Origin of the sequence: Winogradskyella luteola (assembly GCF_019203985.1) — a bacterium.
Lineage (GTDB): Bacteria > Bacteroidota > Bacteroidia > Flavobacteriales > Flavobacteriaceae > Winogradskyella > Winogradskyella luteola.
Window position 1 is genome coordinate 328,636 of record NZ_JAGSPD010000003.1, and the last position, 16,570, is coordinate 345,205.

Below are 16,570 nucleotides of genomic sequence, written 5' to 3' on the forward strand. Positions count from 1 at the left end.
TTTTTGATTGATGATTAATAGTCTCCTAGAGTTTCAGCATTCTGAGCTAATCCAATTTCTAACTGCTCATCGTTAGGTGCTTTTCCATGCCATGCGTGCGTATGCATCATAAAATCCACTCCGTTGCCCATTACAGTTTTTAATAGTACACAAACAGGTTTCTCTTTGCCTGTTAGTGATTTGGCTTCGGCCATACCTTTGAGTATCGCTTCAATATTATTGCCTTCTTCAATTTCTACAACGGTCCAGCCAAAAGCTTCAAACTTAGCTTTAAGGTTGCCCATAGGTAGAACATTATCCGTAGAACCATCAATTTGCTGGCCATTCAAATCTACGGTTGCAATAAGGTTATCAACTTTGTTTCCTGCAGCATACATAATAGCTTCCCAATTCTGCCCTTCTTGTAACTCACCATCACCATGTAAACTATAGATTAAATGGTCATCGTTGTTTAGTTTTTTTGCTTCAGCTGCCCCTATAGCGACAGACATACCTTGACCTAGAGAACCAGAAGCTATGCGTACACCTGGTAGACCTTCGTGAGTGGTAGGATGACCTTGTAGGCGAGAATCGATTAACCTAAATGTGTTTAACTCATCAACAGGAAAATAACCAGACCTAGCTAAAATACTATAATATACAGGTGAAATATGACCATTAGAAAGGAAAAATAAATCTTCTCCTTTTCCGTCCATATCAAAACCATCTTTGGTTTCCATGATATCTTGATATAATGTAACAAAAAATTCGGCACAACCTAATGAACCTCCTGGATGACCAGAGTTCACCTTGTGTACCATTCGTAGAATATCTCTTCGAACTTGAGTAGTTAAATCTTCTAATTGTTGAATGTTTGGCATGTTGTGTTGCTTAAATTAATGCCACAAAAATAGTTTTTTACATAAGCCTTTCAAAGATTGAGTACATGCACTTATTAACGATTTAACGGATTTGCTAACAATTTTAATTTATAATTTGGTTTTTATTAAGATGTAATGTTTTTGAGTTAATTATATTTGCCATCAGACTTACAATTAATGAATTTTCAAAGACTAGCAACAGATAAAGAAACCAAAGCAAGAGCAGGAGTTATTACTACAGATCATGGCACAATTGAAACTCCGATTTTTATGCCTGTTGGTACAGTGGCGTCTGTTAAAGGAGTTCATCAGCGAGAGCTAAAGAATGATATCAATCCAGATATTATTCTAGGCAATACTTACCATCTGTATTTAAGACCTCAAATGCCAATTTTAGAGCAAGCAGGTGGATTACACAAGTTTATGAATTGGGATAGAAATATTTTGACTGATTCTGGCGGTTATCAGGTGTATTCGTTGTCTGCTAATAGAAAAATAAAAGAGGAAGGCGTAAAATTTAGGTCACATATTGATGGAAGTTATCACGTATTCACACCAGAAAATGTGATGGAAGTACAAAGAACTATTGGTGCTGATATCATTATGGCGTTTGATGAATGTACACCATATCCGTGCGACTACAACTATGCAAAACGTTCTATGCACATGACACATCGTTGGCTGGACAGGTGTATAAATCACTTAGAAAAATTACCTTTTAAATATGGCTACAGTCAAACCTTTTTTCCTATTGTGCAAGGTAGTACCTATAAAGATTTAAGGCAGCAATCTGCAGAGTATGTAGCCAATACAGGCGCAGAAGGTAATGCTATTGGAGGTTTATCTGTTGGTGAACCGGCTGAAGAAATGTATGCCATGACAGAAGTGGTGTGCGATATTCTGCCAGAAGACAAGCCACGTTATCTTATGGGAGTAGGTACGCCTATCAATATATTAGAAAATATAGCGTTAGGTGTAGATATGCTTGATTGTGTAATGCCAACTCGAAACGCTAGAAATGGTATGTTGTTTACTGCCCATGGTACTATTAACATTAAAAATAAAAAATGGGCAGATGATTTTTCTCCTATTGACGACATGGGAATTACATTTGTAGATACAGATTACACAAAAGCTTATTTAAAACATTTATTCACCGTAAATGAATTGTTGGGAAAACAAATTGCAACGATTCACAACCTTGGATTTTATTTATGGTTGGTTAGAGAAGCGAGGAAGCATATCATTGAAGGGGATTTTAAAACATGGAAAGCCAAGATGGTTAAGCAAATGGATAATAGATTATAAGACGTGAAAATCCTAGATTGGTACATATTAAAGCGTTATTTGTTCACATTTTTAATGATGTTACTATTGTTTATACCTATTGGTATTACGGTAGATCTAGCTGAAAAAGTTGGAAAAATCCTTGAGAATAAAGTGCCTTTTGAAGAAACAGCAATGTATTATCTAAACTTTACGGTTTATTTTGCCAACCTCTTATTTCCACTATTCTTGTTTTTATCAGTGATTTGGTTTACTTCTAAACTAGCAAACAATACCGAAATAGTTGCGTTTTTAAGTTCGGGTGTGTCTTTTTCAAGGTTTTTAAGACCCTATTTAATTGGGGCTACAATCGTTGCTGCATTTGCTTTCATTCTGGGCATGTACCTAGCTCCCGTAGCAAGCCAAGGTTTTAATGAATTTAAATATAAATATTTAAAGAAAAGCAAGAATATTCAGCAAACAAGAGATGTTTACAGACAGATAAATGACAATGATTATATATACGTAAGTAACTTTATCCCTAAACGTAAATTAGGAATGAATTTCACGTATGAGCATTTCGAAAACAATGAACTCAAGTACAAAATATTTGCTGATAATATAAGATATCTGGAAGAAGATAGCATATACAGACTTACATCTTATCTAAAAAGATCGTTTAATAATGGTATTGAAACTGTAGAAAAAGAGCGTAGAGTGGATATGGACTTCCCTTTTGAGCTAGAAGATTTAACGCCAGTACAGTATGCTGCTGAAACAAAGACTTATGGTGAGTTGTTAGATTTTATTGCAGCCGAAAAACGACGAGGTTCACCGAACATTGGTCGTTATGAAGTAGTAAAACTTAGAAAATGGAGTTTGCCAGTTTCTATATTTATACTTACAATAATTGCCGTAGCTGTATCTTCTGTGAAGCGACGAGGAGGTATGGGAGTTAACTTAGCTTTTGGCATATCCATAGCAATGATTTATGTGTTTTTTGATAAGGTCTTTGGAGTTATGGCAGAACAATCTAATTTTCCTGCTATAGTTGCGGTATGGTTTCCTAATGTAATATTTGGTATTTTAGCGATATACCTTCTGCAAAATGCCAAACGCTAAACTAAAGCATTACCTTCATTTACATTTTCTAGTCTTTATTGCCGGCTTTACAGCTATACTAGGAAAGCTTATTACTATTGGGGCTTTAGCTCTGGTATGGTACAGAATGGCAATAGCTGGTATTTTAATGTATCTGTTTGTTATTGCGATAAAACTAGATATTAAAATAACTAAAAAGACATTTTGGAAATTTTCTGTGGCAGGCGTTATCATTGCACTACATTGGATTACTTTTTTTGAATCCATCAAACAATCTAATGTGTCAATAGCATTGGCAATGTTTTCCTCTGGGGCTTTTTTCGCTTCGTTTATTGAGCCTATCTTTTTTAAGCGACGCATATTAGTCTATGAAATTTTATTCGGGCTTATTGTAATAGCTGGAGTATTTTTAATTACAAGTAGTGAAATGGATTATATCTATGGTATAATTTTAGGTCTTTTATCTGCTTTGTTTTCAACTTTATTTGCAGTAATCAACGGACGCTTTATAGAACGTCATAATGCAACTGTAATTTCGTTTTACGAATTTGTAAGTGGAGTATTTTTTTTAACTGTATTCATAGGCCTTTCAGATATAGAATTCAATGCCGAATTTTTTACGCTTTCAAGCAAAGATTGGATATACATTTTTATTTTAGCTTCGGTATGTACAGCCTATGCATTTATAGGATCTGTTGATGTTATGCGTTACATTAGTCCATTTACGGTCATTCTAAGCTATAATCTAGAGCCCATTTATGGTATAGCATTAGCTTTGCTCATATTTCCAGATACCGAACAAATGTCCCCTCAGTTTTACATTGGTGCAGTTCTAATTATTGTTACAGTGCTGTTAGATGCCATTTTTAAAAATTACAAACGCACGAAGAACAAAACAAACGCTATTACCGATTAAAGTTTTTATATTTGCATACTACTAACTAACGAAATATAAAATAACTTCAAATTGTATGGAATACTTAGAGTTTGAATTGCCAATAAAAGAATTAGAGGAACAGCTTGAAAAATGTCAGGTTATAGGTGAGGAAAGCGACGTTGATGTCACAGAGACTTGCAAGCAAATTGAAAAAAAATTAGCCGAAACTAAAAAGGATATATACAAAAACCTTACGGCATGGCAACGTGTTCAATTGTCGCGTCATCCCAATAGACCATATACTTTAGACCATATCAAGGCACTTTGTGGGGAGTCGTTTTTAGAACTACATGGAGATAGAAATGTAAAAGATGATAAGGCCATGATTGGAGGTTTAGGTAAGATTGGTGACCAAACCTATATGTTTATTGGCCAACAAAAAGGATACAATACCAAAACACGACAGTACCGCAATTTCGGAATGTCCAATCCCGAAGGTTATCGTAAGGCCTTACGCTTAATGAAATCTGCTGAGAAATTTGGTATTCCTGTGGTGACATTAATTGATACTCCGGGTGCTTACCCAGGTTTAGAAGCAGAGGAACGGGGACAAGGTGAGGCAATTGCTAGAAATATTTTAGAAATGGCACGTCTTAAAGTGCCTATTATTACTATAATTATAGGAGAAGGAGCTTCTGGAGGAGCTCTTGGAATCGGAGTAGGAGATAAAGTAATGATGTTAGAAAATACTTGGTATTCTGTTATTTCCCCAGAATCTTGTTCATCCATTTTATGGAGAAGCTGGGAATACAAGGAGCAAGCTGCTGAAGCTTTAAAGCTAACAGCAAAAGATATGAAGCGTATGAAGCTTGTGGATCAGATTATAAAAGAGCCTCTTGGTGGTGCGCACACCGATAGAGAAAAAACATTTTCGGCAGTCAAGGATGCTATTGTAAAATCTTATGACGAACTAAAAAACTTATCACCAAAAGAATTGGTGAAACAACGTATGAATAAATACGACGAAATGGGAGTCTATAAAGACTAAATCCGCTATACATAGGCAACTAAAAAAAACTGAAGTTTTAGCTTCGGTTTTTTTTGACGCTATTAACAATAAATTTAAGTTATTAACAGTTAAATTGTTAACTACCTGTTGAGATTGTAGAAACTGCAACTGGTAGTTCGTCGATACTATTTAGCTACTTTTGTTACTTATGAAACAACCCAACCTAGCACAAGGCTATAAAGTCGATAAAAGCACTATAATTAATTTAGAGAAAGGGAAAATACCGCCTCAAGCAACTGATTTAGAAGAAGTTGTGCTTGGAGCGATGATGATTGACAAGAAAGGTGTTGATGAGGTTATTGATATTTTAAGTCCTGAAGCTTTTTATAAAGAATCACATAAAAATATCTTTGAAGCTATTTTCAAATTATTTGAAAACAGTGAACCTGTCGACTTATTAACCGTTTCCAGCCAATTAAAAAAAGATGAAAAATTAGATTTAGTTGGAGGTGATTTTTATCTTATTTCTTTAACACAGCGTGTATCATCTTCGGCACATATAGAATTCCATGCACGTATTATTCTTCAAAAATATATTCAGCGTAGTTTAATTAAAATTTCAAACGAAATTATTGAAGAAGCTTACGATGAAACCAAAGATGTTTTTGACTTGTTGGATAATGCTGAAGCCAAATTGTACGAGGTCACTCAGGGTAATGTCAAAAAATCAACTGAAACAGCCCAGAGTTTGGTGATACAGGCCAAGAAAAAAATTGAAGAAATTTCAAATAAAGATGGCTTAAGTGGTATACCAACAGGTTTTGACAAGCTCGATAAATTAACCTCGGGTTGGCAGCCTAGTGATTTAATTATTGTTGCAGCGCGTCCTGGTATGGGTAAAACAGCATTAACATTAACTATGGCGAGGAATATTGCTGTAGATTTTAATCAACCAGTGGCGTTTTTCTCATTAGAGATGTCTTCTGTTCAATTAATTACACGTTTAATATCGAGCGAAACAGGATTATCCTCAGAAAAACTCAGAACAGGAAAATTGGAAAAGCACGAATGGGAGCAACTCAATGTTAAAGTAAAAACCTTAGAAAATGCACCTTTATTTATTGACGATACACCTTCATTATCCATTTTCGACTTAAGAGCAAAAGCTAGAAGACTGGCTTCGCAATACGGTATAAAGGTGATAATGATTGATTACTTACAGTTAATGACAGCAGGTGGAAGTCAAAAAGGCGGAAATAGAGAGCAAGAAATATCAATGATTTCTCGAAACCTTAAAGCATTGGCAAAGGAGTTAAATGTTCCGGTAATTGCTTTATCTCAGTTGTCTCGTGCGGTAGAAACTCGTGGTGGAAGCAAAAGACCATTACTATCAGATTTACGTGAGTCTGGTGCGATTGAACAAGATGCGGACATTGTGTCCTTTATTTACAGACCAGAGTATTACAAAATTGACGAATGGGATGACGAAGAGCGCTCACCAACTGAAGGTCAAGGTGAATTTATTGTAGCCAAGCACAGAAATGGTGGGTTGGATAATATTAGATTGAAGTTTATCGGTCACTTAGGTAAGTTTGATAATTTGGATGATTTTGATACTCCTTTTGGAGAGTTCCATTCTAAAATGAATGCGGCAGCAAATGACGATACCTTTAAGCCAGATAGTTTTCCATCTGCGTCCGATGCTTTCGATGGGCCTGAGGATGACGGTGTGCCGTTTTAACAGCATTTTATGGTTTTTAAAGTACTTTTTTGACGTATCTTTACTTTTCGCTATTCATAAGAAATTTGCCTCATGTTAGACCAAAGACGTACGACAAATATTTTGTTGTTGATTATTGTTGTTCCGCTAGTATTTTACCTACTTAAAATACTCTCGTTTATATTTATACCATTGATTTTTTCAATGTTCATTGCACTGTTATTTTTACCTTTAATGCGCTGGTTAGGTCGTCGCAAAATACCAAAATTTATAAGCATAATTATCGTATTGTTATTAGTTGCAGGTGGATTAAAATTAGGTATAGAATTAATTCAGCTTTCCAGTAAGGAAATTTTGGCTACTAAATCAGATTTTTTTCCAAAGGCAGAAGAGAAGTTGGCAGATTTAAAAGTATATGTTTTTGAAAACTTCGGAATTGAATTTGAAGACAATAAAAATCCTTTGGCACAATTTTTTGAAAAAGAAAATTTAGGATCTACCTTCGGCTTTTTAAGAACATTTCTCACAACCCTTTTGATGACCACATTCTTCGTGGTACTTTGGTTGGCAGAATCCATTAACGTACATAAATTACTGAACAATACTTTATTAAAGCAAAAACATACATCTATTAAGGCTTTTATGAAGATTGAAAAAGATTTGATAAAGTTTATTAAAGTGAAGTTTTTAGTTAGTGCATTAACGGGCTTGTTTACGGGTTTAATGTGTGTATTCTTTGATGTTAGCTTTCCAATTTTTTGGGGCTTATTTGCATTCGCCATAAACTTTGTGCAAATGGTGGGCTCATTTGTTTCGGTTATTTTACTATCGATATTCGCCTTTGTTGAGTTGGATCCAACAAGTACGCTCTTCTTTTTTGTATTGGCTATTACGCTGGTACAAGTCACTTTTGGTGCTATTTTAGAACCAATTTTTATGGGTAAATCCTTTTCAATAAATATCATAGCAGTATTGGTTATGCTAATGTTTTGGGGATTTTTATGGGGAATTCCAGGCTTGATTATGGCAATTCCTATTACGGTGTTTATCAAGATAATTTTGGAGCAATTTCCGAGTACTAAAGTTATTGCAAGTTTGCTTTCTGGTAACGAAACACAAATCAAAAAACTTTAAGACTTTCAGTTTTTTAACTATGAATTTTAAGTATCTTTCTGCTTAAAATTATCAGCAATGGTTCATGGTACGCATAATGCTCTAGCGGATTCTAGAAATGATTCTATTCTAATATCTATTAACGATGAACTCTTTAAGCGAAATGATGCTAAAATATCTGTATTCGACAGCGGTTATTTGGTAGGAGATGGTGTTTGGGAGGCATTACGTCTGCATCATGGTGTTTTAGTCTTTTTGGAAGATCATTTTAACCGTTTGTGGCAATCGGCAAAAACAGTGGGAATGAAATTGCCGTTTACAAAACAAGAGTTGACAGCAAAGGTTTGGAATACGTTAAACGCCAACAAAATGACCGATGGTGTACATGTAAGAATAATGGTGACCAGAGGCATTAAAAAAACACCTTCACAAGACCCGAGGTTAACTATATCTGGTCCTAATGTGGTTATAATTCCTGAGTATAAAGCAGCTTCTAAGACTTCCAAAGAAAAAGGCATAACATTGTTTACCAGTACTGTCAGGAGAGGTTCACCCGATTATTTAGATCCAAGGTTAAATTGCCATAGTAAATTGCATGAGGTTCAGGCTTTGATTCAAGCCATTGAAGCTGGTGCAGATGAAGCCTTAATGTTAGATGTTAACGGTTTCGTTTCTACTTGTAATGCAACTAATTTTTTCATAATTAAAAATGATGAAGTTTGGACATCAACAAGTAAATATTGCATGAACGGGATTACCAGAGCGAAGGTTATTGAAGTTTGCATTGCCAATAACATACCATGTTTTGAAAAAGACTTTTCGTTGTTTGATGTTTATGGAGCTGATGAAGCATTTGTAACTGGAACATTTGGTGGATTAACGCCGGTAACTAAAATCGATGGACGAGTAATAGGTGAGGGGAATTATGGGAATATGACAAAAACTTTAAGCGATTTATATGAAAATTTAATTAATGCCGAAGTGAAAAATGGATAATATAAAACGCATTTGCCTTTGGTCTGGACCACGAAATATATCAACAGCTTTGATGTATGCCTTTGCGCAACGTGAGGATACAAAAGTGTTTGATGAGCCTTTGTATGCGTATTATTTAAAAAATCACCCAGAAGCACATCGCTACCATCCAGGTGCTCAAGATATTCTTGAAACAATGGAAAACAATGGTGATAAAGTGATTGAAATGATGATGGCCAATAATGAAAAACCAATACTGTTCTTTAAGCATATGACACATCATTTGTTAGATCTGGATCGTGGGTTTATGAAAGAAACGATCAATATCATTTTAACGAGAAATCCTAAGGATATGTTGCCGTCTTTTGATAAGGTAATTAATAAGCCAACCATAAATGACGTAGGTTATGCACTTCATATTGGTTTACTGAACCATTTTAAAGAAGAAAATATTCCTTTTACGGTTTTGGATTCCAGAAAAGTTTTAGAAAACCCTGGAGAAACATTACAGAAGTTATGTGATTTTATAGGAATTCCTTTTGATGAAAATATGTTATCGTGGCAACCAATGCAACGACCCGAAGATGGTATTTGGGCTAAATATTGGTATCATAACGTTCATAAATCCACTGGATTTCAAAAGTATAAACCCAAAGAAGATCCCTTTCCAAAGCACCTTAATAACCTATTGGAAGAATGTAAGCCTCACTACAAAACTTTATTGAAGTATTCAATATAGGTCTTAAAAGAATTATAATTTTAATCCAATCGGACTAAAATTTAAGTATATTTCGTTTTAATTACATGAAATTGAAAAAAATAGCCCTCATAATCGTTACACTTTTTCTGAGCTTAAATGCTTATGCTTCTTACATTCTTATTCCTATGGATGCGGAATCACAAGAGAATCATCTAAAAGCTTACGGAGTAACCTATTGGACTTTAGAGCGCGAACTAAAAGTAAAATGGCTCCTCAACTATAGAGGAGGCTCATTTTTATTGCCAGATGCTGAAATTATACAACGCGAATGCCAAATCAGAGGTGTGTCCTTTGAAGTGATCTCTGATGCAAAAGCGGCAAAAATACTTGATGACATTAGTAGTCCTGCCGTAAATCAAGAAGCTGTCGTTTTAGAAAAAGCACCAAAAATTGCAGTTTATACGCCTTACGGAAAGCAACCTTGGGATGATGCCGTAACAATGGTATTAACTTATGCCGAAATTCCTTACGAAACAATTTATGACGAAGAAGTTTTAAAGGACGAATTACTTCTTTACGATTGGTTACACTTGCACCACGAAGACTTTACAGGTCAGTACGGTAAGTTTTACCGAACCTATCGTTCAGCTGCATGGTATATTGAAGAGAAAAGAGCAGCGGAAGAGTTAGCACAACGCTTAGGCTATAGTAAAGTCTCTGATGCTAAATTGGCTGTGGCCAAAAAAATAAAGGATTATGTTGTGGGTGGCGGTTTTATGTTTGCCATGTGCTCGGCTACAGATAGTTTTGATATAGCTTTGTCTGCAGATGGCGTTGACATCTGCGAACCTATGTTTGATGGAGATGGTAGCGATGCAGGATATCAAAATAAAATAGATTATTCTAAAACATTTGCCTTTAAGGATTATATACTAGAACGAAGTCCAAATGTTTATGAGTTTTCTTCGATAGATATGACACAAAAACGTCAAATTCCTTTTAAAACCGACTATTTCTCATTGATGGAATATTCGGCCAAATGGGATCCAATTCCAACAATGCTCACTCAAAACCATACGTCTTTGGTAAAAGGTTTTATGGGGCAAACCACATCATTTACAAGAGACCAGATTAAGTCTAATGTTTTGGTAATGGGAGAAAACCGCACCAATGGTGAGGCAAAATATATACATGGTATAAAAGGAAAAGGTTTTTTTACGTTTTATGGTGGTCACGATCCAGAAGATTATACACATCGCGTAGGAGACCCAAAGACGGAATTAGATTTGCATCCTACCTCTCCCGGTTATAGATTAATACTCAACAATGTACTGTTTCCTGCTGCAAAAAAGAAGAAACAGAAGACTTGATGCTTTGTTGATGAGTAACAGATTACTAGCTTTTCTTCAATTGTTTGTTGTTTCTATTGCCTTTTGGCTTTTGGCATTCACATTTTTTATTGTTATAAGATATAATGGCTTAACTGAAGAATTAGCTATATATACAGATGAAGATCTAGGCATACCAATATCTGCCTTTTATAAGTATGGAATAATTTTGGGGCTAATATTGGGTGTCTTTTATGCCATTATTGAATTTTTGTTTGACGAGTTTTTTAGTAAAAAGTTTATTCTAGGTATTAGTATAATAGTTAAGTCTTTAATATACTTTGTATTAATAGTTGTTGTTCTGAGTTTATTATCTTTTAATATTGAGGAACAAATAGATATAGATTTGCCGAATGAAAGAGGTTGGTGGCATACAGATCCATTTTTTTGGAATACCGTAATCTATTTTGTTACAGCTTCAATTATCTTTTCTCTAATAAGAATAGCCAACGACAAGTTTGGTAGAGGTATGTTTATAAACACACTTCTTGGTAAATATAGAAAACCAAGAGAGGAAGAGCGCATATTGATGTTTTTAGACTTAAAGGATTCTACAAAAATAGCTGAGAAAATAGGACATATTAGATATAGTAAGTTTATTCAAGATTGTTTTACAGATTTAAATAAGGTTTTAAATAAATACGATGCAGAAATACATCAATATGTTGGTGATGAGGCAGTTATAACTTGGACTGTAAAAAAAGGGTTTAGAAGGAATAACTGCATTAATCTATTTTTTGCTTTTCAAGAACAGTTAATGAAACGAAAAACATATTATTTAGCAACGTATAGTTTTGAACCCATTTTTAAGGCAGGTATTCATTTTGGCAGAATAATGATTGCGGAAGTAGGAACAATTAAAAAAGAAATCGCATATCACGGTGATGTTATTAATACGGCTTCAAGAATACAAAGTTTGTGCAATAAATACAACACCTATCTATTGATTTCTGAAACCCTATTGGAAGAAATGAAAATTGTTAACCAATACCAATTAGATTCAAAAGGCTCGATTACGTTAACGGGAAAAGAAAAAGCAATAGAAGTTTTTGGAATTTCTAAATGAAGTTAGAGTTTTATCCCGTAAATTATAATTCTAAAACAACTCAAATGGGAAGAAAAGAAGCCATCCTCAATAAAATTCAAATTTTAATCACCAATCATTTCAGTACACCAGAAGAGGCATTTGCATTTTTTGATAAAGATGGTGATGGAAAGCTAGCTAAGAAAGAAATTGTAAAACTCTTAAAGCAGGCTGAAATTAGCGGTTTTATTCGAGGTATAGTAGCATCGAAGCTTATTGAAGGTTATGACAAAGATGATGATGGATTTATCGATTGGGAGGAATTTAAATTTGCCATCGATGAAATTTCTGATGAATCAAAATAAATGCCCGTGACTTTCCTTCAAAAAGAAATAAGGCTAAAACCATATCCAAGAGGATTTCATTTAATTACTAAAGAGATATTAAATGCTATCCCAGATCTCGATGAAATCAATATCGGTCAATTCCAAGTATTTATAAAGCATACATCAGCCAGTCTAACCATAAATGAAAATGCTGACCCAACAGTTCGTTTAGATTTTGAAAGCCATATAAATACTATGGTTCCTGAAAATCAATCGTATTACAAGCACATTTTTGAAGGTCCAGATGATATGCCAGCACATATTAAAGCCTCTTTAATGGGAACTTCTGTACAGATTCCGATAACGCATGGAAAACTTAATTTAGGAATTTGGCAAGGAATTTACCTCTGTGAGCATAGGAATAATGCTTCGGGAAGATATTTGGTAATCACAGCATTCGGAAATTGAGAAACAAAAAATCCGATTCGTTAGAATCGGATTTTTTAAGCGAAATGTTGTTATTAATTTGGCTAAAAGCCTTACTTAACTTTGTTTACTATAGCTTCAAAAGCTTCTGGGTGATTCATGGCTAAATCTGCAAGAACCTTACGGTTCAAATCAATATTATTAGCTTTTAGTCCTCCCATTAACTTTGAATAGCTCATTCCATGCTGTCTTGCACCTGCGTTAATACGCATAATCCATAACGAACGGAATGTTCTCTTTTTGTTTCTGCGGTCTCTATACGAATATTGCATCGCTTTGTCAACCGCATTCTTTGCTACTGTCCAAACGTTTTTACGTCTTCCGAAGTAACCTTTTGCTTGCTTAAGAACCTTTTTTCTTCTAGCTCTTTTTGCAACTGAATTTACTGATCTTGGCATTTCTTTAATTGTTTTTTTGTAGTAGGCGGTTTATTAGTATTCAGTATAACGTATTCAGTAATTAACTAATTACTTTTCCATTTTATACTTTTCACTTCATACTTTAAACTCTTTGTGGCCTAACTCCAGGGTTTATAAATTATTTTAACCGATTAAAACGTTGTTACTTTAAGCGTAGCATCGTTTTAATGTTATCCTCATCTGCTTTGTGTACTAAAGCATCATGAGTTAACTTAAGCTTACGCTTTTTAGATTTTTTTGTCAAAATATGACTCTTAAAAGCATGCTTTCTTTTAATCTTACCAGTGCCAGTTAGTTTGAAACGCTTCTTAGCACTCGATTTTGTTTTCATTTTAGGCATTTGTCCTAGTTTTAATTTACGTTTCGCTTATCTTTTATGCTGAACCCGTTTCAGCATCTTTACTTTATTTATTCTTTTTAGGAGATATGAACATAATCATACGCTTACCTTCAAGTTTTGGCATTTGTTCTACTTTGCCATATTCCTCAAGGTCTTGAGCCAATCTTAACAATAAGATTTGACCCTGCTCCTTAAATACTATTGATCGTCCTTTAAAAAACACAAAAGCTTTAAGCTTTGCCCCATCTTTTAAAAACTTAATAGCATGTTTCTTTTTAAATTCGTAATCATGGTCATCTGTATTGGGACCGAAACGAATTTCCTTGACTACAACTTTAGTTGCTTTAGACTTTAACGCTTTTTCACGTTTCTTTTGTTCGTAAAGAAACTTCTTATAATCCATGATTTTACAAACAGGAGGATTTGCATTTGGCGAAATCTCAACCAGATCCAAACCTTGCTCGTCAGCCATGGATAGCGCTTGTTTAATAGGATAAACTCCTACTTCAACATTGTCTCCTACAACTCTTACTTCTTCAGATCTAATTTTAGAATTTATACGATGTTTATCTTCTTGAGATACACGTCTGTTATAATTTCTTCTGTTTCTACGTATTGCTATGGCTTATATATTTAAATTAAACGTTATTTATTTAAAAGTCTTTAAACTTTTATTTACTCTTTCTTTTATGATTTTTACAAAATCCATTACACTAATTGTGCCAAGGTCTTCACCACCATGTTCACGCACAGTTATTGTCTCATCTTGTGCTTCTTGCTCCCCTACAATAATCATAAACGGAAACTTTTGCATTTCCGCTTCACGAATTTTCTTACCTACAGTTTCATTTCTGTTGTCTGCAAGGGCGCGAATTTCGTCATTTTCTAGCAAATTTAAAACTTTTTCGGCGTATTTTTCATATTTCTCACTAATTGAGATAATAATAGCTTGCTCTGGCATTAGCCAAAGTGGAAAATTACCACCTGTATGCTCTAATAAAATGGCTACGAACCTTTCCATACTTCCAAAAGGTGCACGATGAATCATAACAGGTCTGTGCAATTCATTATCACTGCCTTTATATGTTAAATCAAAACGTTCAGGCAATGTATAATCTACTTGAATGGTTCCTAGTTGCCATTGACGACCAAGGGCATCTTTTACCATAAAATCTAACTTAGGGCCGTAAAATGCTGCTTCACCGGTTTCTACAACATAATCCAACTCCTTATCCTTTGCGGCATTCAAAATTGCTTCTTCTGCTTTTTGCCATAGAGCGTCATCTCCAATATACTTGTCAGGATTTTCAGGGTCTCTTAAAGATACTTGGGCAGTGAAGTTTTCAAAACCTAAAGAGCCAAAGACATATAATACTAAGTCAATAACTTCTTTAAACTCAGTATCTAACTGATCTGGTGTGCAAAATATATGAGCATCATCCTGTGTAAACCCTCTTACTCGGGTTAAGCCATGTAATTCACCGCTTTGCTCATAACGATATACCGTTCCGAATTCAGCAAATCGCTTTGGCAATTCTTTATATGAATAAGGTTTGGCATTATAAATCTCACAATGATGAGGGCAGTTCATCGGTTTTAAAAGAAATTCCTCATCTTCTTTAGGTGTTTTAATAGGTTGAAAACTGTCCTCTCCATATTTAGCATAATGCCCAGAAGTTACATAAAGTTCTTTTTGACCTATATGTGGGCTGACAACCATTTCATAGCCTGCTTTCTTTTGGGCGGCTTTTAAGAAATTTTCTAATCGCTCTCTTAAAGCTGCACCTTTTGGTAGCCATAAAGGCAGGCCTTGTCCTACTTTTTGTGAAAAGGTAAAAAGCTCCAGTTCTTTTCCAAGTTTTCTGTGGTCACGCTTTTTAGCTTCTTCTAAAAGGTGAAGATATTCAGTAAGCTCCTTTTGTTTTGGGAACGAAATACCATAAACTCTAGTGAGTTGCTTTTCATTTTCGTCTCCTTTATAATAAGCACCAGCGACACTTAGAATTTTCACAGCTTTAATAATACTGGTATTAGGAATGTGTCCGCCTCGGCATAAATCTGTAAATGAAGAGTGGTCACAAAAACTGATAGTGCCATCTTCAAGATTTTCAATTAAATCAACTTTATATTCATTTTTACCCTCATAATAGAATAGAGCATCAGCTTTAGAAACTTCTCGCATTTTAAACTCATGTTTTCCACGAGCAATCTCTATCATCTTATTTTCAATGGTCTTAAAGTCTTTTTCTGAAATGACTCCATCTCCTAGATCTACATCATAATAAAAACCATTATCTATTGCAGGGCCGACCCATAGCTTTACATTAGGGTATAATTCCTCTAATGCCTGAGCTAAAACGTGAGCAGAAGAATGCCAAAACGCTTTTTTGCCAGCATCATCTCTCCATGTGTATAACGTAAGACTACCATCTGTGGTTAATGGAGTGGTGGTTTCAACAACAGAGTCATTGAATTTTGCTGAGATAACATTGCGCGCAAATCCTTCGCTAATATCTACAGCCACTTCACAAGGAGTTACATCTTTATCAAAAGATCTAACAGAACCATCAGGTAGAGTAATTTTAATCATTATATATAGTATAAATTTTAGCCCACAAAGATATATCTATATATATAAAGGACAAAGTGAAGTTTTGAATAAAAAAACCACCTTCTAACTCCTTATGTATAAGGTGTATAAAAAAGTATTAAAAATAAAGTTAAAAAAGGTATTGTGAGATTAAAAATGAGTTATATATTTGCGCCCCGTTAGCGTCGTATAGATGTCTTTAACGGCAGTTCGTTTCGATATAGGGGCATTGCCGGAAAAAAATAAAAATATTTTTCAAAAAGATGTTGCGGGAAAGAAAAAAGGGTTTTATATTTGCACCCGCTTAACGAGGAAACGAGTTAAGAGAGCGAAAAAAAGAAGTTCATAGACATATTGAATTGACAGCGTAAGAGAC

General features: G+C 34.6%; 17 protein-coding genes. 12 read left to right on the forward strand and 5 right to left on the reverse strand.

The genetic code is table 11. The annotated features are described in order from the left end of the window. Positions 1-14: 14 nt before the first annotated feature. A complete protein-coding gene (locus tag KCG49_RS05615; RefSeq protein WP_218545213.1) occupies positions 15-860 on the reverse strand; it encodes a transketolase in 846 nt (281 codons plus the stop codon). Positions 861-1,037: 177 nt separating this feature from the next. On the opposite strand from KCG49_RS05615, the gene tgt reads away from it, so the two are divergent. The 12 genes from tgt (at position 1,038) to KCG49_RS05675 (ending at position 12,827) form a co-directional block, all read left to right on the forward strand. Continuing rightward, a complete protein-coding gene (gene tgt, locus KCG49_RS05620; protein ID WP_218545214.1) occupies positions 1,038-2,168 on the forward strand; it encodes a tRNA guanosine(34) transglycosylase Tgt in 1,131 nt (376 codons plus the stop codon). A gap of 3 nt (positions 2,169-2,171) precedes the next feature. Continuing rightward, complete coding sequence (locus KCG49_RS05625) at positions 2,172-3,248, forward strand: LptF/LptG family permease (RefSeq protein ID WP_218545215.1); 1,077 nt, start codon at positions 2,172-2,174, stop codon at positions 3,246-3,248. After that, complete coding sequence (locus tag KCG49_RS05630; protein ID WP_218545216.1) at positions 3,235-4,143, forward strand: DMT family transporter; 909 nt, start codon at positions 3,235-3,237, stop codon at positions 4,141-4,143. The genes KCG49_RS05625 and KCG49_RS05630 overlap by 14 nt, the downstream gene beginning before the upstream one ends. A gap of 55 nt (positions 4,144-4,198) precedes the next feature. Next, on the forward strand, positions 4,199-5,152 hold the full coding sequence (locus KCG49_RS05635) for an acetyl-CoA carboxylase carboxyltransferase subunit alpha (protein ID WP_218545217.1): 954 nt from the start codon (positions 4,199-4,201) through the stop codon (positions 5,150-5,152). Between the two features lie 169 nt (positions 5,153-5,321). Beyond that, positions 5,322-6,854, forward strand: coding sequence for a replicative DNA helicase (dnaB, locus tag KCG49_RS05640; RefSeq protein WP_218545218.1), 1,533 nt, complete (start codon positions 5,322-5,324; stop codon positions 6,852-6,854). A 72-nt stretch (positions 6,855-6,926) separates the two neighbouring features. Further along, positions 6,927-7,967, forward strand: a complete 1,041-nt coding sequence (locus KCG49_RS05645; RefSeq protein ID WP_218545219.1) for an AI-2E family transporter — start codon at positions 6,927-6,929, stop codon at positions 7,965-7,967. 57 nt (positions 7,968-8,024) lie between these two features. Further along, the gene (locus KCG49_RS05650; RefSeq protein ID WP_218545220.1) at positions 8,025-8,942 is read left to right on the forward strand and encodes an aminotransferase class IV; all 918 of its coding nucleotides are present in this window, start codon (positions 8,025-8,027) and stop codon (positions 8,940-8,942) included. Continuing rightward, positions 8,935-9,660: a sulfotransferase-like domain-containing protein gene (locus tag KCG49_RS05655; RefSeq protein WP_256259878.1), complete on the forward strand. Its 726-nt coding sequence runs from the start codon at positions 8,935-8,937 to the stop codon at positions 9,658-9,660. Before KCG49_RS05650 ends, KCG49_RS05655 begins: the two co-directional genes overlap by 8 nt. A gap of 146 nt (positions 9,661-9,806) precedes the next feature. After that, positions 9,807-10,991, forward strand: coding sequence for an asparagine synthetase B (locus tag KCG49_RS05660; RefSeq protein WP_439901097.1), 1,185 nt, complete (start codon positions 9,807-9,809; stop codon positions 10,989-10,991). 10 nt (positions 10,992-11,001) lie between these two features. After that, positions 11,002-12,075, forward strand: coding sequence for an adenylate/guanylate cyclase domain-containing protein (locus KCG49_RS05665; protein ID WP_218545222.1), 1,074 nt, complete (start codon positions 11,002-11,004; stop codon positions 12,073-12,075). A 44-nt stretch (positions 12,076-12,119) separates the two neighbouring features. Further along, entirely contained in the window at positions 12,120-12,398 is a 279-nt protein-coding gene (locus tag KCG49_RS05670) for an EF-hand domain-containing protein (protein WP_218545223.1), read from the forward strand. Between the two features lie 6 nt (positions 12,399-12,404). Next, positions 12,405-12,827, forward strand: coding sequence for a secondary thiamine-phosphate synthase enzyme YjbQ (locus KCG49_RS05675; protein ID WP_218545241.1), 423 nt, complete (start codon positions 12,405-12,407; stop codon positions 12,825-12,827). A gap of 71 nt (positions 12,828-12,898) precedes the next feature. Here the strand turns inward: KCG49_RS05675 and rplT are convergent, their stop codons facing one another. The 4 genes from rplT to thrS all read right to left on the reverse strand — a co-directional run bounded on the left by rplT (position 12,899) and on the right by thrS (position 16,194). Next, the gene (gene rplT / locus KCG49_RS05680) at positions 12,899-13,243 is read right to left on the reverse strand and encodes a 50S ribosomal protein L20 (protein WP_218545224.1); all 345 of its coding nucleotides are present in this window, start codon (positions 13,241-13,243) and stop codon (positions 12,899-12,901) included. Positions 13,244-13,406: 163 nt separating this feature from the next. Further along, entirely contained in the window at positions 13,407-13,604 is a 198-nt protein-coding gene (gene rpmI / locus KCG49_RS05685) for a 50S ribosomal protein L35 (protein ID WP_040279932.1), read from the reverse strand. A gap of 64 nt (positions 13,605-13,668) precedes the next feature. Further along, on the reverse strand, positions 13,669-14,220 hold the full coding sequence (gene infC, locus KCG49_RS05690) for a translation initiation factor IF-3 (RefSeq protein ID WP_218545242.1): 552 nt from the start codon (positions 14,218-14,220) through the stop codon (positions 13,669-13,671). A 33-nt stretch (positions 14,221-14,253) separates the two neighbouring features. Then, positions 14,254-16,194 (reverse strand): threonine--tRNA ligase, encoded by a 1,941-nt coding sequence (gene thrS, locus KCG49_RS05695; RefSeq protein ID WP_218545225.1) that lies wholly within the window; start codon positions 16,192-16,194, stop codon positions 14,254-14,256. Positions 16,195-16,570: the final 376 nt, after the last annotated feature.